An 18,791-nucleotide genomic window follows, 5' to 3' on the forward strand; every position below is an offset into this window, starting at 1 on the left:
GTTACTTAAATTTTGTGATCGAAACCAGAAGTCTGAGCAAGACCTTCGACAACGGCGTCCACGCCGTCGACGGCGTGGACATGACCGTGCAGCCTGGCGAGATCGTCGGCTTCCTCGGCCCCAACGGCGCCGGCAAGACCACGACCATGCGCATGCTGACCACCCTGCTGCGCCCCACCGCGGGCACCGCCACCGTGGCCGGCCACGACCTCGTACGCGAGCCGCGCGAGGTGCGCCGCCGCATCGGCTACGCCGCCCAGGGCAGCGGCATGCCGCCCGTCACCCCCGTCAGGGGCGAGCTGGAGCTGCAGGGCATGCTCTACGGCCTCAGCCGCGCCGACGCCGCCGCCCGCATCCCCGGCGTGCTGGAGCGGCTCGACCTGGCCGGGCTCGCCGACCGGGCCCCCGCCACCCTCTCCGGCGGCCAGCGCCGCCGCTTCGACATCGCCTTCGCCCTGCTGCACGACCCCGTGCTGCTCTTCCTCGACGAGCCCACCACCGGCCTCGACCCGCAGAGCCGCGCCAACCTCTGGGACCACATCCGCTCCCTGCGCGACCGGCAGGGCATGACCGTGTTCCTGACCACCCACTACCTGGACGAGGCCGACGCGCTCTGCGACCGCGTCATGATCATCGACCGGGGCCGCATCGTCGCCCAGGGCGCGCCCGCCGAGCTCAAGACCGGCGGCCGCACGCTGGACGACGTCTTCCTCGACATCACCGGCAGGTCGCTGCGCGAGGAGAACGCGACGATCGGGCAGGGGGCATGATGCTGCGCGACACCTGGGTGCTGTTCCGCCACGGGCTGGGCGTGACGCTGGGACAGCGGATCGGCATCGTCATCGGGGCGATCCAGCCGCTGCTGTTCCTCGTGCTGTTCGGGCCCGTCTTCGTCACCATCGGCACCTGGGAGACGCTGGTCCCCGGGCTGATCGTGCAGCTCGGGCTGATGAGCGCGGGCATGGCCGGGTTCGGGATCGTCTTCGACAAGCGCGGGGGCGTGCTCGAACGGCTGCGCGTCACGCCGGCCAGCCGGCTGGCGCTGCTGCTCGGGCGGGTGCTCAACAACGTGGTGACGCTGGTCCTGCAGACCGTGCTGCTGCTCGCCGTGGCCTACGCCTTCGGCCTGCGGGCGCCGCTCGCCGGCGTGCTCGGCTCGTTCGTGCTGGTCGTGGTGCTGGGCGCGAGCCTCGCCGCGCTCTCGTACGCGATCGCGCTGACCATCGACGAGCACCTGTTCCCGCCCGTCATGACGACGGCGGTGGTGCCGCTGGTGCTGCTGTCGGGCTCGTTCCTGCCGATGTCGATGGCGCCAGGCTGGCTCGACGCGCTCTCGCACGTCAGCCCGTTCAGGTACGTCCTGGAGGCGCTGCGCGACCTGTTCCACGGCCACTACCTGACCGGCACCGTGGTGGCCGGCGCGGCGGTCACCGTCGCCTTCGCCGTCTTCAGCCTCACGATCGGCACCCGCGTGTTCAACCGCGAGCAGGCGTGAGCCGTCCCAGGGCGGGCGGGCTCAGGGCAGGCGGGCTCAAGGCAGGTGGGCTCAGGGCGAGCGGTGAAATGAAACGAAGGCCGTAACATTCCTGCTCCGCCCCTTAAGCACTCCAGCCATTCCGCGGCTTTTGACCTGCGCGAACACCGCATACCGGTCATATCCCTAGACATCGCCCCGGCGGCGTCAGGCTTCCGTGTTCCCAGTCCGTTCACTACGGTGAGGGCTTATGACGCTGCAGGCGCAAAAGCCCGTTCACGATGGTGAAAAAGCCCACTGGCTGGCGGTGCGGCCGAGGCTCGTCCTCGCCAGCGCCTTCATGCTCTTCCTCGAACTGGCACTGATCCGGTGGACCGGCTCCAACATCGTCCATCTGAGCTATTTCACCAATTTCGTGCTGCTGGGCTCTTTCCTCGGCATCGGGCTCGGCTTCCTGCGCGTCGGCCGATCACGACGGCAGCCCTACTACTCGCCCGTCGTGCTCGCCCTGCTGGTCATCGTCGTGCTGGCCTTCCCCGTCACGGTGGACAGGAACACCGAGGGCGTCCTCTACTGGACGAGCCTGTCCACCAGCGGGCCCCCCGCCTGGGCGATCCTGCCGGTCATCTTCTGCGCCGCCGCGGTCATCCTCATGGGCCCCGCCGAGCTCGTCGGCCGGTGCTTCCCCGAGCTGCCCCGCCTCGAGGCCTACCGCTACGACCTCATCGGCAGCCTCACCGGCATCGCGGTGTTCACGCTGCTGTCGTTCGTCAGCGCGCCGCCCGTCTTCTGGGGGCTGATCGCGGCCGGCTGCTACGCCGTGCTGCTCGTGCCCAAGCCGCCCGCCCTCTACGCGGGCCTCGTCGTCGTGCCCGCCGTGGCCGTCGTCGGGCTGCTGCTGGCCGAGACGCTCACCGCCGGCGCCATCTGGTCGCCCTACTACAAGGTCACCACCAAGCAGCTCGTGCAGCTCGGCATCCCCGTCACCGACATCGCCGTCAACGGCATCCCCCACCAGCAGGCCGTGCCCGCCGCCGCCCGCCTGCAGTGGGAGGCCCAGTACGGGCTCCCGTACGAGCGCACCACCAAGCCGCCGAAGGACGTGCTGATCGTCGGCGCGGGCAGCGGCACCGACGTGGCCATCGCGCTGTCCAAAGGCGCCACCCGCGTCGACGCCGTCGAGATCGACCCCAAGCTGCGCGAGCTGGGCGGCTCCACCCACCCCGACCGCCCCTACGACGACCCGCGCGTGACCACCCACGTCACCGACGGCCGCGCCTTCCTGGAGCGCAGCGGCGACCGCTACGACCTGATCCTCTTCGCGCTGCCCGACTCGCTCACCCTCGTCTCCGGCGCCAGCTCGCTGCGGCTGGAGAGCTACCTGTTCACCGAAGAGGCCATGCGGGCCGCCCGCGCCCACCTCAAGCCGGGCGGCACGTTCTCGATGTACAACTACTACCGCGAGAGCTGGCTCGTCGACCGCCTGGCCGCCACCATGCAGCGGGCCTTCGGCCACCGGCCGTGCGTCGACGTCGTCAGCACCGCCGGGCAGCAGGCCGTCATCACCGCCGGGGTGACCGCCGCCGACCAGCGCTGCGCGAGCGAGTGGCCGGGCGCCGCGCCCGGCACGCCCGAGCCCGCCGGCGACGACCGGCCGTTCCTCTACCTCAAGGACGCCACGATCCCGCCGATCTACGTCATCACGCTCGGCCTGATCCTCATCGTCAGCATGCTCGCCGTGCGCGCCGTGGCGGGGCCGTACCGGCGGATGCGGCCGTACGCCGACCTGTTCCTGCTCGGCGTCGGCTTCATGCTGCTGGAGACCAAGAGCGTGACCGGGTTCGCGCTGCTGTTCGGCACCACGTGGGTGGTCAACGCGATCGTCTTCGCCGGCGTGCTCGTCGCGGTGCTCGCCGCCGTCGAGGTGACCCGCCGCTTCCGCACCCCGCCGCTGCCCGTCATGTACGCCGTGCTCTTCGCCGGCCTGCTGCTGGCCTGGCTGGTGCCCAACGAATGGCTGCTGGCCCTGCCGGTGCCGCTGCGCGCGGTGGCCGCCGTCACGGTGGCGTTCCTGCCGATCTTCGCCGCGAACGTGGTCTTCGCCAAGCGCTTCGCCGACACCGCCGACGCCACCACCTCCTTCGGCGCGAACCTGCTGGGCGCCATGGTCGGCGGCTGCCTCGAATACGTCGCGCTCGTCGTCGGCTACAAGGGCCTGCTCATCGTGGCCGCCGTGCTCTACCTCGGCGCTCTCGCCCTGCTGCCGCGCCGTAACTCCGTCGCCGCCTGACAATCGCCGGACAGCGTTTCTGCTTTTCCTTGACCGGTGGTCGGAGGAATGGCTTGCTCTGGCGTGACATGCGAGGCGAGGCGGAGGTATCAGCCTGGCCGTGACCGGCCGGAAAGGTGAATCTGGAAACGGAAATCCGGCCGTTCGGAAACGGAGGTTGAAAGATCGGGGGTGACGTCGGGTGAACCCGCGAGAAAAGGGTGAACCATGGCGACACGAGGGGCGGCGAGAATCAACGTCGAGCTCGCCCAGCGGCCCGGATCCGACCCGGCGCCTCCCGGGCGCGCCGAACTCCACGCCCCCTCCTCGCCCGGCCAGGCCGCGCTCATCCGCAGCCCCGCCGCGCAGCAGCTGCTGTGGGCGTGGGTCGGGAGCGCCCGCTACAGCGGCCCCGTCGCCACCGCCGGCCCGCTGCGCGCCGAGTTCCTGCGCGACCGTCGCCCGAGCACAGCCGGCTCGACGACTACCACTGCGACGCCCACAACACCGCTCCTGACCCACCGCCCATCGGTTTCAGGGGCGGGGTGGTGGATCAGAGGCCGCAGAGGTCGTTGATGGACTGGGCGCCCTTCTGGGGGTTCTTGGTGGGGGTCTGGGTGGGGGACATGGCGCGCGTACGCGTCGGGCTGGGGCGGGTGCCGCTGGGGGAGGCGGAGACGTTCGCGGTCTGGGCGCGGCGGGCCGGGCGCATCGAGTCGGTGATCGCCTTCTTGGTGGCCTGGCGGATCTTGGCCCAGTCGGGACGTCCCGAGTAGAACTCCGGCGGCACGAACTGCAGGCTGGTGATCTTGGCGTTCTTGACCTTGAGCCCCAGCTCGACCAGCGGCTGCACCAGGTGGCGCGGGATGTTGGTCTGCGCCAGCCGCTTGGCCGCGCTGGCGATCTTCTCGAACCTGGTGAGGATCACGGTCGGGGTGGCCTGCTGGGCGAAGGCGCCGATGACGCAGCGCTGGCGGGCCATCCGGGAGAAGTCGTCGCTGCCGACGCGCGAGCGGCCGTACCAGAGGGCCTCCTCGCCGCTCAGCTTCCGGTAGCCGGCCTTGATGGTGCCGGCGGTGCCGTACAGGCCGCCCCACTTGACGTCCTGCTCGACCCGGATCTTCAGCCCGCCGATGGCGTCCACGAGGTCGGCGAAGCCGTACATGTTCATCAGCATGTAGTAGTCGATCTTCAGGCCGAGCGTGTAGCCGATGGCGTCCATCAGGGCGCGGGGGCCCTTGTTGCGGCCGCCCATGAGCTGCGGGTTGTCGTTGGCGTACTGCCAGACCTCGTTGAGCAGGCCGCCGTTCGGCAGCTCGGCCATGAAGCCGTTCGGGAACTGCTTGTGCAGCGGCGAGCTGGCGGGGAAGCGGACGTGCTGGAGGTTGCGCGGCAGGCTGAACAGGACGGTGGCGCCGGTCTTCAGGTCGACGCTGGCCACGTTCATGCTGTCGGTACGCACGCCGGTACGGTTGCCCGCCGCGTCACCGCCGATCAGCAGGAAGTTCACCCGGTCCTTGTCGCCCCACGGGTTCTCGGGGTCCTTGGCGGCGACGGGCACCTCGGCGTCCGGGTGCGAGGGGAAGATGGCCCCGATGGAGTCGCGGGCGGCCACCACGTAGTTGGCGGTCAGCGCGAACGGCGACATCACCGCCACGCACAACACGCCCACCACGATGCCGGTCAGCACCTGGCCCTGCTGCGGCAGCCGGCTGGGCCCGAGCGCGATGTACGAGGTCACCAGCAGCGCGAACCACGCCAGCGCGAACACGGCGGCGAGCACGATCACCGTGCCCATCGCGCCGTCGTCGGCCAGGAATGCCACGTTCGACAGGTCGCCGGCCACGCTCAGCCCGTAGGCGAGCAGGGCGAGCAGCAGCACCGCGTACACGCTGATCAGCACCAGCCCGGTACGGCGATGCCCGGCCCGCAGGTGAGCGGCGCCGGGCAGGATGGCGGAGAGAGCGGTCCAGCCGAGGAAGGAGGCGGGGGTCAGCGGCTTGGCGAAGCGCGGCGCGGCGGACCCGGTGCCGGGCTTACGGCCGGGACGGCCCTTCTTGCCGGAGGGACGGCCCGCGCCGGGACGCGTCCCCGACGGGGCGCCGGAAGGGCTTCCCGACCGACCTCTGGACCCCTGCCCCGCACCTTCCGAGGAGCGATTCCGGGAGCCGGAGGGAGCCTCCGAGCGGCTCCGGGCTCCGGCAGGACCCTCCGAGCGGCTTTCGGGCCCGGCGCCTTCCGAGCGGCTCCTGGAGCCCGAACGGGCGGACGGCTGGGCGGAGGCGGAACCACCAGGCTCGGACGAGCGGGGCTGCGACGACCGGGGCTGCGACGACCGGGGCTGCGACGACCGGGGCTGGGACGACCCGGATCCGGCCGCCCCCGGCCCGGACGAGCGCGACGGAGCCGGGCCCGCCACGTGCTTGTCCTGGCTCGCCGCCCCCGGCTCCCCCTTGCCGCTCGTGCGCGACCGTCGCTGGGGGCGCCGTTTCCTGCCTTCTGGCACGGTGTCTTCCCCATCGCGATTGCTCACACCCGGCTCCTTTGACCGCCTACCAGGCAAAACTGACGTTTGCCCCCCGTTGGGCACAAGATTGCCAGGATTCTAGTCCCCATATCTGGACAACCGAGACATGTGCTCAACCTGAGATGAACGTCAGGGGGCTGTCAGGAGACGGTCGAGGAGGGCGCCATCCACGTGTTGCACTGGTATGCCTTGCTCTTCTCCCACCCCTGGCGGAACCACCGATTGTTGTTCACAGGTTTGCCATGGTCCGGCGGCCGGCCCGGGTAGTCGCCCACCTGTCCGTAGAACCAGTAGAGCCGGTTCCGGTTGGCCGTGCTGACCGGGTACGACGCCGCCACCGACCGCATCCACATGGCCCCGAAACAGGTGGCCTGCAGCTCAAGCCGCCGGCTGAGCGCGAGCTTGGTGTTCTGGCTGCTGGAGTCGAGGGTCTGGCGCCACCAGGAGTCCATCAGGCCGGTGATGTTCTGGACGTGGTGCCCGTACTCGTGGGCCATCATGCTGATGATGGCGCCGTGCCAGTTCAGGAGCTGGCCGTAGCCCATCGACCTGCCGTTCCCCCTGGCCATGGCCGAGGTGGAGGCGTAGATCGTGTTGTTGCGCGGGCAGTAGTACGGCACGATGTTGCCCGGCTGCGGATAGTCGCCGCACGCGCCGCGCCCGCGTCCGGCCACGATGGCCCAGCGCGGCGCACTGAACCGGATGCCCTGCTTCTCCAGGATCGACTCCCACGCCCTGTCCATGCACTTCCCGGTCTTCAGGATCAGCGCCTTGGTCTGGCTGTGGTTGAAGATGTTGACGTTCCCGCTGCGGCAGTTCAGGCGCGGCAGGATGCCGGCCTTGTACATCGTGTTGTTCTTCAGGCTCGTGTTGAGCTGCACCTGGGCGGGGGGCGTGACCGTGGTGTCGGGCCGCTCCGTCGGCTCCCTGCTGGTGGTGGGCCGCTCCGACGGCGGGTCCGAGCGGTCGTACGAGGGGTCCTCCGAGGGCTCCTCGGACGGCTCGTACGTCGGGATCGCCACCGGCCTCGTCGTCTCCGTGCCCGACTTCCCGCCGAGCAGCACCGCGCCCACCACGATCAGCACGAACAGCGCCGCCAGCGACCCGAACACCACGCCCAGCACGCCCCCCACGCCCATGCCCTGCTTCTTGGGCGGCGGCCGGTGCCACTGCTGCGGCGGCATCGGGGGCGGCGGCGGCGGTGGGGGAGGAGGCGGCTGCTGCCGGTACGGTTGGTGCCCGTACGGCGGCTGCTGCATCGGCTGCTGCATCGGCTGCGTGTAGGGCCGCGTATGAGGCGGCGCCTGCGGCGGCGCAGGGGGCTGCTGCGGATGCGGCTGATGGTACTGCTGGGGCGGCGGTGCCTGTTGCGGGTACGGGCTGCCCTGCGGTGGCGGCTGCCGGTAGCCCGGCGGCGGCCAGGGCCGCGAGGGTGGCCTCTGGGGCTGCCCTGGCCCCTGAGGCGGGGGTGGATAATGCCCGTTCCCTGTCAACCTGTCTCCCCGTTCAGCTGGATGTCTGCATTGCCATGGTTTGTCGCACGGCTTGACGGACCCTTGCCAAATTTGGGGCAAAAGCATACTGACGTATCACCCGTCACGGATGTAGCAGCGCTCGGTTACAGTCCGAAATCATTCGAGGTGATCTCCGCTATCTCCCGGTCCCGACGGCGGGCGGTGTCCTAGCTTCTTTGGCATGAATCTCCAGCAGCTCCGCTATGTGGTCGCGACTGCGGAGCACCGCACCATGACCGATGCGGCCAGATCGCTCTATATCGCGCAGCCTGCGCTGTCCCGCGCGATCCGCGATCTCGAGCGGGAGCTCGGCATGACGCTCTTCGCTCGTTCCGGACGCGGGGTGGTCGTCACCGCGCAGGGACGCCGGGTGGTCAAGCTGGCCCAGGAGGCACTCGACGCCGTTCACGAGATCGAGGGCCTGGCCAACCAGGGTACGGTCACCGAGGCGGAGCTCCGCATCGCCGCCACCCCCAGCCTCGAGCCCGGCCTCGCAGGGCGGTTGTTGCCCGCCTACGCGGCCGAGCATCCGGGCGTCCGCGTCCACATCGTGCGCTGCGACGGCCGTGACGGCGTCGTCAGCGCCATCCGGGATCAGCGCGCCGACCTGGGTCTCACCGACCTGCCGGTGCCCACTGATCTCATCACCCATCCACTCGAACGCCAGGAGATCGTCCTGATCTCCCCGCCGGGGCTCGAACTTCCCAACCCGGTGCCCATGGGCAAGCTGCACGGCATGCGGCTGGCCCTGCCCGCACGGGGAAGCCTGCGCCGCCGGGAGCTCGACGCGATGTTCGGCAAGTACGCGGTCACCCCGGTGGTCGTGGTCGAGACCGACGAACGCAACGGCTGGCTCAACGCCGTACGCGCCGGGCAGGCCTCCCTGCTGTGGTACCGCGGCATGGCCGAGCAGGCCGCACGCGCGGGCCTGGTGGTGCGTTCGCTCGAACCCGCGGTGCGTCGCGTCATCGCCGTCGTGCACGCCCGCCGCCGGCTCCCGCTCATCGCGCAGGACTTCCTGACGACCGCGGAGAAAGGAACCGCCGCCTGACACACGCATCTGGAACGATCCATTTCCGCCTGACGAGCCACGCCATCCCGGTGACGCCGCCCGCCCCTGAGGTGACGGCACCACGACGGCGGAAGCCCCGTCAGCGGACGATCCCCACCCCCCGATGAATCCCGGAACTCCCGGAACCCCCTGCTGATCCCCGCGAGGACGTCATACGCGCATGCTCCGGCGGCATGCGCGGATCCTGATCTGTGCTCAGGTACGCCCTCCCATCGCGGCGCGGGCACGGGCGAGGAAGCGGGCGCCGCCATGGAGGCGGCGCTCGGGACGAGCCCGGCGAGCCGGTCGCGTGCCGCACGCATGACCCGTGCGTAACACGTGGAGCCCCGCGTTGAGAAGGGCCCCGGCCCCTCATGGACACCAACGGGTATGACTAGCGCGCCGGCGGCAGCGAGACGACCGCCCGCAGCCCCGGTGACGCGTCCTCCAGCCGGACGGTCCCGCCGTGCGCCCGCACGGTCTCCCGGACGATCGCGAGGCCCAGCCCGGCCCCGCCCTCGTCGCGGCTGCGCCCTGTGTCGAGCCGGGTGAACCGGTTGAAGACGCGTTCGCGGTCCTGCTCGGGGATGCCGGGCCCGTCGTCGGTGACGGTCAGCACGCCGTCGCCGCTCAGCGCCACCTCGACCTTGGAGGTGGTGTGGCGTACGGCGTTGTCCATGAGGTTCGTCAGCACCCGGCTCAGGTCGAGGGCGTCGCCGGTCACCACGACCGGCTCGCAGGCGGCCAGCCGGGCCTCGGGATAGCGGTCGACGGTCTGGCGTACGACCTCGTCGAGGTCCACCGGCTCGCGCCGGGCCGGCACGCCGCCGCGCTCGTCGAGCCTGGCCAGCGCCAGCAGGTCCTCGGCCAGCCGGGACAGCCGCAGGGTGTCCTCCAGGACGCCCTCGGCGGTCTCCTGCCAGTGCTGGCCGTCGGGGTGGCCGAGCGCCACCTCCAGCTGCAGCCGGATGCTGGCCAGCGGGCTGCGCAGCTCGTGGGCGGCGTCGGAGACCAGCGCCCGCTGGCGCTGCTCGGCCTCCTCCAGCCGGGCCAGCATGTCGTTGAGCGTGGTGGCCAGCGAGTGCACCTCGTCACGTGACTGCGGCACCGGCAGCCGCCGCGACCGCGCGGTGTGCGTGATCTCCGCGGCGCCCCGGCGCAGCGCGGTGATGGGCCGCAGCGTGCGGCCGATCATCAGCCAGCTGGCCACCGCAAGCAGCACGATCAGCGCCGGGGTGCCGACGAACAGCACGCGCCCGGCCGTGGCCAGGCTGGTCTGGATCTCGCCGATCGGCCTGGCCGCCACCACGGTCTGCCCGCCGTCCGCGCTGAGCACGACGACCCGCAGGAACCCGGGCATCGCGTACGGCCGCCCGTCCAGCAGCGCCGCCTGCCCGCTCGCCAGCACCTTGGCCCTGGAGGGCGCGTCGAGCAGCGGGACCAGCCGGTCGGTGCCGTACGTGACGTGCGTGATCCGCCCGCGCGCGTCGATGACCTGCACGATCGTGCCGTCGTGCGTGGTGATCGGGCTGGTCAGCGTGCCCGCGTCGGCCGCCACCCGCACGGCCTGCGCGTGCTGCATGGTCGTGTCGTCGACGGTGGAGATCAGCGCCCTGTCCAGCACGCTGAGCAGCACCGACGCCGACAGCGCGAGGGCCAGCGCGAGCACCGCCGCGGCCGCCGCCGTGAGCCGGAAACGCAGCCCCTGCCGCCGCCACCAGACCAGCGGCGACTCAGCCACCGTCGCCCGCCAGCCGGTAGCCCGCGCCGCGCACGGTCTGCAGCGCGTTCCTGCCGAACGGGGCGTCGATCTTGCGGCGGAGGTAGCCGACGTAGACCTCGACCACGTTGGGATCGGTGTCGAAGGTGTCCCACACGTGTTCCAGGATCTCCGACTTCGACACCACCTCGTCCCGCCGCCGCATCAGGTACTCCAGCAGCGCGAACTCCCTGGGCGTCAGCTCGATCGCCTGCTGGCCCCGCTCCACCCTGCGCCTGGCCGGGTCCAGCGACAGGTCGCCGGCCAGCAGCACCGACGGCCGCCGCCCGGCGTCGCGCCGCATCAGCGCCCGCAGCCTGGCCACCAGCACCACGTACGAGAACGGCTTGGTCAGGTAGTCGTCGGCCCCCAGGTCGAGCCCGTCGGCCATGTCGTACTCGCCGTCCTTGGCCGAGAGCATCAGGATCGGCACCCAGTTCTCCTCCGCGCGCAGCTGCTTGCACACGTTGTAGCCGGACAGCCTGGGCAGCATGATGTCGAGCACGACCACGTCGTAGTCGCCCTGCCTGGCGGCGTGCAGCCCCTCCTCGCCGTCGTGCGCGAGGTCGACGGCGAACCCCTCGGCCTGCAGCCCGCGCTGGAGCGCGGCGGCCATCCGGCGCTCGTCCTCGACGACAAGTACTCTCATGTGGCGATTCTCCCGTTCCTGCGCTGAGACGACGCTGAGAAGGCTGAGAGCCGTCTCAGACTGTCTCAGGTCCACCACAGGATCGGTGACGCAGGCTCTGAGCATCGACATACCGTTAAGGAGTGAGATGCGAAGAGGTACGTTCGTGAGGTGGGGGGTCCCGGTCGCGGCGGTCGCCGTGATCGGAGCCGCGATCGGCGCCGGCCCCGTCATCGCCGCGGTGAGCGGCGAACCCGTGCTCCCCGAGCGCTCGGCCGAGCAGCTGCTCGCCGACGCCGTGGCGGCCACGCACAAGGAGGGCGGCATCCCACCCATGTCGGGCACCGTGCAGCAGACGGCCTCGCTCGGCATCCCCGCGCTGCCGGCGGCCGGCGGCTCGTCGCCGCTGAGCCTGCTGTCGGGCTCGCACGAGGTCAAGGTCTGGTACGGCGCCGCGGGCAAGCTGCGCGTGGCCATGCCGACCCAGCTCAACGAGACCAACCTGGTCATCAACGGCGGCCAGGCGTGGTACTGGGACAGCGCCACCAACACCGCCACCAAGCTGAAGATCAAGGAGGGCGCCCCCGAGCGGCCCGCCACGCCCGTCCCGCAGCAGACCGACCTGACGCCGCAGCAGCTGGCCCAGCGGCTGCTGGACGCGGCCGGCGAGCACACCGCGATCCGGGTGATCAACACGGCGGAGGTGGCCGGTCGCCCGGTCTACCAGCTCGTGCTCTCGCCCAAGGAGGAGGGCTCGCTGGTGCAGGAGGTGCGCATCGCCCTCGACGGCGAGACGTACGTCCCGCTCCAGGTGCAGGTCTACGCCAAGGGCTCGGCCGAGCCTGCGTACCAGGTGGGCTTCACGCAGGTGACGTTCACGCCGCCGGCGGCCGAGAACTTCACCTTCACCCCGCCCGCGGGCGCGAAGGTCGAGGAGCAGGAGGTCGGCTTCGAGAGCGGCAAGGACCAGCGGGCCGAGCACGCCGAGCACGTCGCGGGCGACGCGAAGGTCGTCGGCGAGGGCTGGGCGACGGTGGCGGTGCTGCCGTTCGACGCCGGCACCTTCGCCAAGGACGCCGCGAAGGCTCCCGAGAGCGAGTCCGGCGAGCAGCACGGTCCTGGCGGGTTCGGCTCCGACGCCGACCCGCAGGCGCTGATCGACGGCGTGCTGCAGAGCGCCACCCCGGTGAGCGGCACGTGGGGCTCCGGCAAGCTGATCAAGACGAAGCTCGTCACCGCCCTGCTGACCGACGACGGCCGCCTGCTGGTCGGCGCGGTCACCCCGGAGGAGATCACCAAGGCGGCGGGCCTCAAGTGACCGCGGTCATGCACGAAGCGGGGGCGCCCTCCGGGGCGGCCCCGCCCTCCGGGGCGGACGCGGCGATCGTGACCCGGGGGCTCACCAAGCGCTTCAAGGGCGGCCAGGTCGCCGTGGACGCCCTCGACCTGACCGTGCCACGCGGCTCGGTGTTCGGTTTCCTCGGGCCCAACGGCTCGGGCAAGACCACCACCATCCGCATGCTGCTCGGCCTCGTGGCGCCCACCTCGGGCGCGCACACCGTGCTCGGGATGCCGCCCGTGCAGGCGCTGCCCAGGGTGGGGGCGGTGGTCGAAGGGCCGGCCTTCTACCCGTACCTGTCGGGGGCCGCCAACCTCATGCGCTTCGACGCGGCCGACCCGACCGCGCCGCGCGCCACCGCCCGGCGGCGGGTCGCCGACGCGCTGGACCGGGTCGGGCTGTCCGGCGCCGCCGGCAAGCGCTACCGCAACTACTCGCTCGGCATGCGCCAGCGCCTCGCCATCGCCGCCGCCCTGCTCGGGCCGCGCGAGCTGCTCGTGCTCGACGAGCCCACCAACGGGCTCGACCCGCAGGGCACCCGCGAGGTGCGCGCGCTGGTCAAGGAGATCGCCGCCGACGGCACCACCGTGTTCGTCTCCTCCCATCTGCTGGCCGAGGTCGAGCAGATGTGCACGCATGCGGCGATCATGCGTACCGGGCGGCTCGTGGCGCAGGACACGATCGCCTCGCTCAGCGCCGGGCTCGCTGTCCGCATCCAGATCGAGACGCCGGACGCGGCAGGGGCCGCGCGGCTGCTCGACCGGCTCGGGCTCACCGACGTGCGGGACGAGGGCGCGCAGGTCACCGCGGAGCTGGGCGGGCACGCGCCGGAGCGGGTCAACGCGGCCCTGGTCGAGGACGGCATCGCCGTACGGGGGCTGGCCGTCGTACGGCCGAGCCTGGAGGACGTGTTCGTGGGACTGACAGGGGAGGGCTTCGATGTCGACGGCTGAGAACGGAGGACCGGCCGGCACCTCCACACTGGGCGGCCGCGCCCGCCGCACCCCCGGCCTGGTCCCGGTGACCGAAACCCTCCGCACCGCCGACCGCACCACCTCTGGGCCGGATGGGGTTGCCGGGCCGGATGGGATCATCGGGCCCGACGGGGCTTCCTCGGCTGGGGCTCCCGCGTCCAACGCCGCCCCTACCGGCACCACGGTCAGTGGCGGGGGCCGGGAGGCCGAGCTCGGAGGTGGAAGGGTCGTTGGTGGGGTGGGGCGGGGCGCCATGGCGTTCTGGCGGTTGCTGGGGTCTGAGCTGGGGCTGACGTTCAGGCGGCCGCGGAATCTGGTGATCCTGGCCGTGCTCGCTGTCGTGCCGGTCGTCATCGGGGTCACGCTGCGCGTCGTCGGCGGGGGCGATGAGGGCATGGGCGGCATCGTGCAGGATGTCGCGGGGAACAGCCTGATGCTGACGTTCCTGTCGTTCTCGTTCCTGACGCTGCTGCTGATGCCGGTGGCCGTGAGCGTCGTGGCGGGGGATGCGATCGCCGGGGAGGCGGGGGCCGGCACGCTGCGGTACCTGCTGGCCGCGCCCGCGGGGCGCACCCGGCTGCTGGTGGTGAAGTTTCTCAACGCGGCCGTCTACTCCTACGCCGTGACCGCCGTGGTGGCGCTGTCGGCGCTGGTGACGGGGCTGCTGTTGTTCCCGGCGGGGCCGGTGACGCTGCTGTCGGGGACCACCATCAGCATGGCCGAGGGGCTGCTGCGGATCGCCATCTGCGTCGGGTACGTCGGCGCCGGGATGGCCGCGCTGGCCGCGGTCGCGCTGGCGCTGTCGGTGTTCACCGAGGTGTCCATCGGCGCCATCGCCGGCACGATGGTGCTCATCATCGTCTGCCAGGTGCTGCGCGCGATCCCCGAGCTGGACGCGGTCACGCCCTACCTGCTGCCGACCAGGTTCACCGACTTCGACGCGGTGCTGCGCAGCCCCATCGACGTGGCCGTGCTACGCGACGGGCTGCTGGCGTTCGGGGCGTACATCCTGCTGTTCGGGTCGATCGCCTGGGCGCGCTTCTCGGGCAAGGACATCACCTCCTGAGCGCGCGCGGCGCTCCGGGAGAGCCTCCCGGAGCGCCGCAGGCTCAGGAGATCAGGCGGACGGACGGCGCCGCAGGCCGAGGAAGCCGACCACGACGCCGATCGCGCCGACCACCAGCCCGGCCCCGCCGAGCAGCCGCGCCGTCCCGTCGGACGACGCCCCGGACGCGGCCGCCGGCGCCACCGACGGTGTTGCGGCGACCGGAGCGGTGGCGGGGGCGGTGGTGGTGCCGGCCGTGCCGTTCGCGGCGGCGGCGGGCGTCAGCTTGAGCAGCGGCGCCGGGTGCTCGGGCTCGGAGCCGTCCGCCTTCGGCGCCTCCGACCAGTCGACGACCTCACCGTTCGAGTACGTCTGCTTCGTCGGGAACATCAGCGAGTCGACGCCCTCGGGCAGCTTGCCCATGGACACCTCGAACTCCTGGAACTGCCCGGGCTCGACCTTGCCCCCGGACCAGACGACCTTGGTGACGGCCTCGTCCAGCTCGCCGTACTCGGTCGTGACCGGCTTGGGCAGCTTGCCCTCGGTGACCTTGACGTCCCACCCGGGCACCGGCTTGACCGACACGAACGCCAGCGGATGGTCGGTGGGGAAGGACACCTCGATCTTGGTGGTCGAGGCGTTGTCGCGCTCGTTCGGCACCCGGAAGGCGACCTTGGTGAAGCCGCCCTGCTCGGCCGAGCCCGGCTGGATCGTGACGTGGGCGAGCGCGGGCAGGGCCAGGCCGGCGGTGAGGGCGGTGGCGGCGGCGAGCACGGTGACGGAACGGCGTAGGAAGGACATGCGGGAACTCCACTTGTATGGGGGGATGAAACAGGGGTGTCAGACGGTCAGGCGGGAAGTGGAGGACCGCGCCTGGCCACGCTGTGCCGGAAGGCGGGGCGCAGCGGGATGACCCTGGTGACGACGGGCGGCGCGCACCGCGGCCGCACCGGCGGTGCGGGCGGGACGAGCAGCGTGAGCCGGCGGCCGAGCCGGTGCAGCACCGACCAGAGCGCGGCCTCGCCGCGCGCCAGCCACAGCCCCGTGATGACGGTCGCCGTCAGGTGCGTGAGCAGCATGCCGGCGTTGACGGCGAGCCCGCCCTGCGCGTGCCCGTGCACGGACACGTAGGAGGCGCCCTCGCCGGCGAACAGCTCGTGCAACCCGATCTGCGCCCCGACCAGCGTGAGGTTGATCGTGCCCGCCGAGCGTTCCCTGCCGCACAGCGCCAGCCCCAGCAGGGAGACCCCGGCGAGGCCGAGCGCCGCGGCCCACGGAGCCGGCGCGGAACCGCCGCCGAGCACGTGGGCGAACGCGGCCAGCGCCACGCAGACGGCGGCGAAGGCGGCCGTCCGCGCGAACCTCAACGGGAGTTGCGCACGCATGGGTGTGCTCATGGTCTCACGGGGCAAGGTCTCTTGAGACCTCCGATTCCAAGCTGCCCAAGGGCTGGGCCGAAAATGGCATTTGTCGCTAGGGTCGTGCCGACCACGTCGACATAGAGGTGAGAACGTTGCGGCACTTAGCTGGATTGCTCGTCGGTTTAGTGGTGACGGCGGCCGTGCTCGGAGGCGGCGGGTGGGCGGTGCGGCACGCTCTCGACGTGGCGGCGGCGACCACGGCCGACGAGAAGACGATGTGGATCGCCTTGAGCTCGATGGCCGCCGTGGGGCTGGTCGTCGGTCTCGTGACCGCGGGCCGCATCTCGCCGCTCGCGACGTTCGTGCCCTCGATGGTGCTGCTGGCCTGGACGGTCGTGTACGCGCTCGACGTCAACAGGGCGCTCTCCCTCATCCCCACCGGGCAGTCGGTGAACCAGATCGTGCTCGAAGCAGGAGTGGGCGCCAAGACGCTGCTGACCAGCGGCGTGTACGCGCTGCTCGGCGTCGCCCTGTTCATCCCCGTGCTGATGCCGTCCAGATGGTCCAGGCGCCAGGACGATCTGGACGACGACTACGAGACCAGCCCCGAGGGCGGCTATTACTGACCCGCGCCCGTGTAGAGGCGGGTGACGACGTCCTCCAGTGACGACTGGCCGGGCGCGGTGGCCATCAGGTCGTCGAGCGTCCCGTCGAAGGCCAGCCGCCCGTGATCGATGAGCATCACCCGTCGGCACAACCGCTCGATGTCGCCGAGATCGTGCGTGGTCAGCAGCACGGTCGTGCCGCGCTCGGCGTTCAGCCGCAGCAGGAAGCCGCGGATGCCGGCCTTGCTGACCACGTCGAGCCCGATCGTCGGCTCGTCGAGCACCAGCACGTCGGGCGCGTGCAGCAGCGCCGCCGCGAGGTCGCCGCGCATGCGCTGGCCCAGGCTGAGCTGGCGCACCGGCGTGCTCAGGAACGCGCCCAGGTCGAGTGTCTCGGTCAGCTCGGCCAGCCGGGCGCGGAACGCCGTGCGATCTACTTTGTAAAGGTGCCGGATCAGCTCGAAGCTGTCCTTCAGCGGCAGATCCCACCACAGCGTCGTGCGCTGCCCGAACACCACGCCGATGCGCCGCGCCAGCGTCGTACGCCGCCGCGACGGCTCCAGCCCGGCCACCCGGACCGTGCCCGAGGTGGGGGTGAGGATGCCGCAGAGCATCTTGATCGTGGTGGACTTGCCCGCGCCGTTGGGCCCGAGGTAGCCGACGAACTCGCCGGCTGACACGGTGAACGACAGGTCGCGCACGGCGTGCACGACGTTCTTGCGCACCTTGAACGAGCGCCCGGCCCGATCGAGCTCGATCATCGTCAACTCCCCGTGGATCGGTAGTGGCGGACGCCCTGCCGCCAGGCCAGCGCGGCCAGCAGGGCGAGGGCCAGCGCGGCGGCCGGCCCGATGAAACGCATGAACTCGGGCGTGCCGAAGGGGTCGGCGCGGCCCAGCACGTACAGGCCCGGCTGCCAGTTGACGAACGCCAGCGGCAGCACGTACGTCACCCCCGCCACCAGGTCGCGGGCGTAGATGCTGAGCGGATACTGGTTGAGCTGCTGGCTGCCGTAGGTGAAGGCGTTGACCACCTCGGGCGCGTCGGTCAGCACGAACTGCACGGCGCCGGCCAGCGTCCACAGCGCCGCGAAGATGACGATGCCGGTGACCACCATGACGGGGATCATCCAGGCCCGCCGCACGTCGATGCCGAGTGCGGCGATCGCGTAGCCGAGCACCAGCGCGGCCTGCAGGATGCGGCCGATCCTGGTGGCGTTGAAGCGGTCGGTGGCCAGTTGCAGCCACGCGCCGACCGGCCTGATCAGGATCGTGTCGAGGGTGCCCGCCTTGATGTGCTGGCTGACCCGGTCGAGGTTGCTGACGAACGTGTCGCAGATCGTGAAGGAGAGGCTCGCGGCGCCGTACAGGAACAGCACCTCGTCGCGGGAGAAGCCGGCGAGGCTGGTGGTGTTGGCGAAGACGACCAGGATGACGCCCACGTCGATCGCGGCCGTGACGAAGCCGAGCAGGGTCATCATGGCGAAGGAGGCGGGGTAGGCCGCGGCGGCGCGGGTCCACGTCCAGATGAGCAGCAGGTACGTCCTAACCACCCTGGATCACCACCTTGTGGCGGATCGCCCGGGTGCCGAGCGCGCCGAGCCCGAGCAGGACGGCCGCCCAGAACGCCTGGAAGGCCAGCGCCTGCGCGGGGTCGGTCTTGCCGAGGTAGAGGTCGGCGGGCACCTGCACCATGGCGGCCCAGGGGAGCGCGGCGGCGATGTCGCCGAGCAGGCCGGGGAAGAGGTGCAGCGGCACCATCATCCCGGAGAAGAAGGTCATCAGGACCATCGACAGCACGGCCACGCCGCGGTCGTCGAGGAGCCAGCAGACCGACAGGGCGAGCAGGTAGCGCCAGGCGAAGCTGGCCACGACGGCGATGGACAGGCCGGCCAGCACCACGGCCCAGTGTCCGGCGTCGGTGGGGACCTTGATGCCGAACAGGGCCGCGCCGAGCAGCATCGGCGGGATGCCGCGGACGAGGAACAGGTAGGAGGCCCTGCCGAGGTCCTCGGCGAGCGACCACAGTTGCAGGGAGGCCGGGCGGACGAGGTCGAGCGCGATGTCGCCGCTGCGGATGCGCTCGGGGATGGCCAGGCCGCCGCCGAAGAGCTGCATCGGCGCGATGAACGCCTGGGTGAGGAAGCAGTAGGTGACGGCGTCGGTCACGTCGTAGCCGCCCAGCCCGGGGCGGGCCTGCCAGAGCGCGATGAGGATGTAGGCGCGCATGACGCCGAACACGCTGT

Annotated in this window: 18 protein-coding genes; 9 read left to right on the plus strand and 9 right to left on the minus strand. The window is 71.3% G+C overall.

The window, feature by feature from the left end:
• The first annotated feature begins 14 nt into the window (after nt 1-14).
• The 4 genes from AB0K12_RS40700 to AB0K12_RS40715 all read left to right on the plus strand — a co-directional run bounded on the left by AB0K12_RS40700 (nt 15) and on the right by AB0K12_RS40715 (nt 4,319).
• On the plus strand, nt 15-770 hold the full coding sequence (locus AB0K12_RS40700) for an ABC transporter ATP-binding protein (protein ID WP_364573236.1): 756 nt from the start codon (nt 15-17) through the stop codon (nt 768-770).
• Nucleotides 767-1,495, plus strand: coding sequence for an ABC transporter permease (locus AB0K12_RS40705; protein ID WP_364573238.1), 729 nt, complete (start codon nt 767-769; stop codon nt 1,493-1,495). The genes AB0K12_RS40700 and AB0K12_RS40705 overlap by 4 nt, the downstream gene beginning before the upstream one ends.
• A 286-nt stretch (nt 1,496-1,781) precedes the next feature.
• The gene (locus AB0K12_RS40710) at nt 1,782-3,764 is read left to right on the plus strand and encodes a spermidine synthase (RefSeq protein WP_364573240.1); all 1,983 of its coding nucleotides are present in this window, start codon (nt 1,782-1,784) and stop codon (nt 3,762-3,764) included.
• A gap of 207 nt (nt 3,765-3,971) precedes the next feature.
• Entirely contained in the window at nt 3,972-4,319 is a 348-nt protein-coding gene (locus AB0K12_RS40715; protein WP_364573242.1) for a hypothetical protein, read from the plus strand.
• Here the strand turns inward: AB0K12_RS40715 and AB0K12_RS40720 are convergent.
• Both AB0K12_RS40720 and AB0K12_RS40725 read right to left on the minus strand, forming a co-directional pair.
• On the minus strand, nt 4,297-5,646 hold the full coding sequence (locus AB0K12_RS40720; RefSeq protein ID WP_364573244.1) for an LCP family protein: 1,350 nt from the start codon (nt 5,644-5,646) through the stop codon (nt 4,297-4,299). The two genes, AB0K12_RS40715 and AB0K12_RS40720, sit on opposite strands and share 23 nt — an antisense overlap.
• 764 nt (nt 5,647-6,410) lie before the next feature.
• Nucleotides 6,411-7,541, minus strand: a complete 1,131-nt coding sequence (locus AB0K12_RS40725; protein WP_364573246.1) for a neutral zinc metallopeptidase — start codon at nt 7,539-7,541, stop codon at nt 6,411-6,413.
• Nucleotides 7,542-7,965: 424 nt separating this feature from the next.
• Here AB0K12_RS40725 and AB0K12_RS40730 point away from each other — a divergent pair, with 424 nt between their 5' ends.
• Nucleotides 7,966-8,835: a LysR family transcriptional regulator gene (locus AB0K12_RS40730; RefSeq protein ID WP_364366831.1), complete on the plus strand. Its 870-nt coding sequence runs from the start codon at nt 7,966-7,968 to the stop codon at nt 8,833-8,835.
• A gap of 394 nt (nt 8,836-9,229) precedes the next feature.
• Here the strand turns inward: AB0K12_RS40730 and AB0K12_RS40735 are convergent, their stop codons facing one another.
• Nucleotides 9,230-10,576 (minus strand): ATP-binding protein, encoded by a 1,347-nt coding sequence (locus tag AB0K12_RS40735; protein ID WP_364573248.1) that lies wholly within the window; start codon nt 10,574-10,576, stop codon nt 9,230-9,232.
• Nucleotides 10,569-11,243 (minus strand): response regulator transcription factor, encoded by a 675-nt coding sequence (locus AB0K12_RS40740; protein WP_364573250.1) that lies wholly within the window; start codon nt 11,241-11,243, stop codon nt 10,569-10,571. Before AB0K12_RS40740 ends, AB0K12_RS40735 begins: the two co-directional genes overlap by 8 nt.
• A 145-nt stretch (nt 11,244-11,388) precedes the next feature.
• Between AB0K12_RS40740 and AB0K12_RS40745 the strand changes: the two genes are divergently transcribed.
• Genes AB0K12_RS40745 through AB0K12_RS40755 form a run of 3 tightly spaced genes read left to right on the plus strand, consistent with a single transcriptional unit; the run spans nt 11,389 to nt 14,601 of the window.
• Nucleotides 11,389-12,540: a DUF2092 domain-containing protein gene (locus tag AB0K12_RS40745; protein WP_364573252.1), complete on the plus strand. Its 1,152-nt coding sequence runs from the start codon at nt 11,389-11,391 to the stop codon at nt 12,538-12,540.
• Nucleotides 12,537-13,514: an ABC transporter ATP-binding protein gene (locus AB0K12_RS40750; protein WP_364573254.1), complete on the plus strand. Its 978-nt coding sequence runs from the start codon at nt 12,537-12,539 to the stop codon at nt 13,512-13,514. The genes AB0K12_RS40745 and AB0K12_RS40750 overlap by 4 nt, the downstream gene beginning before the upstream one ends.
• A complete protein-coding gene (locus AB0K12_RS40755; protein WP_364573256.1) occupies nt 13,501-14,601 on the plus strand; it encodes an ABC transporter permease in 1,101 nt (366 codons plus the stop codon). The genes AB0K12_RS40750 and AB0K12_RS40755 overlap by 14 nt, the downstream gene beginning before the upstream one ends.
• A 51-nt stretch (nt 14,602-14,652) precedes the next feature.
• Here the strand turns inward: AB0K12_RS40755 and AB0K12_RS40760 are convergent, their stop codons facing one another.
• Both AB0K12_RS40760 and AB0K12_RS40765 read right to left on the minus strand, forming a co-directional pair.
• Nucleotides 14,653-15,381, minus strand: coding sequence for a YcnI family protein (locus tag AB0K12_RS40760; RefSeq protein ID WP_364573258.1), 729 nt, complete (start codon nt 15,379-15,381; stop codon nt 14,653-14,655).
• A gap of 47 nt (nt 15,382-15,428) precedes the next feature.
• Nucleotides 15,429-15,965, minus strand: coding sequence for an MFS transporter (locus AB0K12_RS40765; RefSeq protein ID WP_364573260.1), 537 nt, complete (start codon nt 15,963-15,965; stop codon nt 15,429-15,431).
• Between the two features lie 119 nt (nt 15,966-16,084).
• Here AB0K12_RS40765 and AB0K12_RS40770 point away from each other — a divergent pair, with 119 nt between their 5' ends.
• Nucleotides 16,085-16,567 carry a hypothetical protein gene (locus AB0K12_RS40770; RefSeq protein WP_364366850.1) on the plus strand — a complete coding sequence of 161 codons (483 nt, stop codon included), beginning with the start codon at nt 16,085-16,087 and terminating at the stop codon, nt 16,565-16,567.
• Here the strand turns inward: AB0K12_RS40770 and AB0K12_RS40775 are convergent.
• Genes AB0K12_RS40775 through AB0K12_RS40785 form a run of 3 tightly spaced genes read right to left on the minus strand, consistent with a single transcriptional unit; the run spans nt 16,561 to nt 18,774 of the window.
• Nucleotides 16,561-17,307, minus strand: a complete 747-nt coding sequence (locus tag AB0K12_RS40775) for an ATP-binding cassette domain-containing protein (RefSeq protein ID WP_364573262.1) — start codon at nt 17,305-17,307, stop codon at nt 16,561-16,563. The genes AB0K12_RS40770 and AB0K12_RS40775 overlap by 7 nt on opposite strands.
• Before the next feature lie 2 nt (nt 17,308-17,309).
• Nucleotides 17,310-18,098 carry an ABC-2 family transporter protein gene (locus AB0K12_RS40780; RefSeq protein ID WP_364573264.1) on the minus strand — a complete coding sequence of 263 codons (789 nt, stop codon included), beginning with the start codon at nt 18,096-18,098 and terminating at the stop codon, nt 17,310-17,312.
• Nucleotides 18,091-18,774, minus strand: a complete 684-nt coding sequence (locus AB0K12_RS40785) for an ABC-2 family transporter protein (RefSeq protein ID WP_364573266.1) — start codon at nt 18,772-18,774, stop codon at nt 18,091-18,093. The genes AB0K12_RS40780 and AB0K12_RS40785 overlap by 8 nt, the downstream gene beginning before the upstream one ends.
• Between the last annotated feature and the right edge of the window lie 17 nt (nt 18,775-18,791).

Source organism: Nonomuraea sp. NPDC049419 (assembly GCF_040676995.1).
Classification (GTDB): domain Bacteria; phylum Actinomycetota; class Actinomycetes; order Streptosporangiales; family Streptosporangiaceae; genus Nonomuraea; species Nonomuraea salmonea.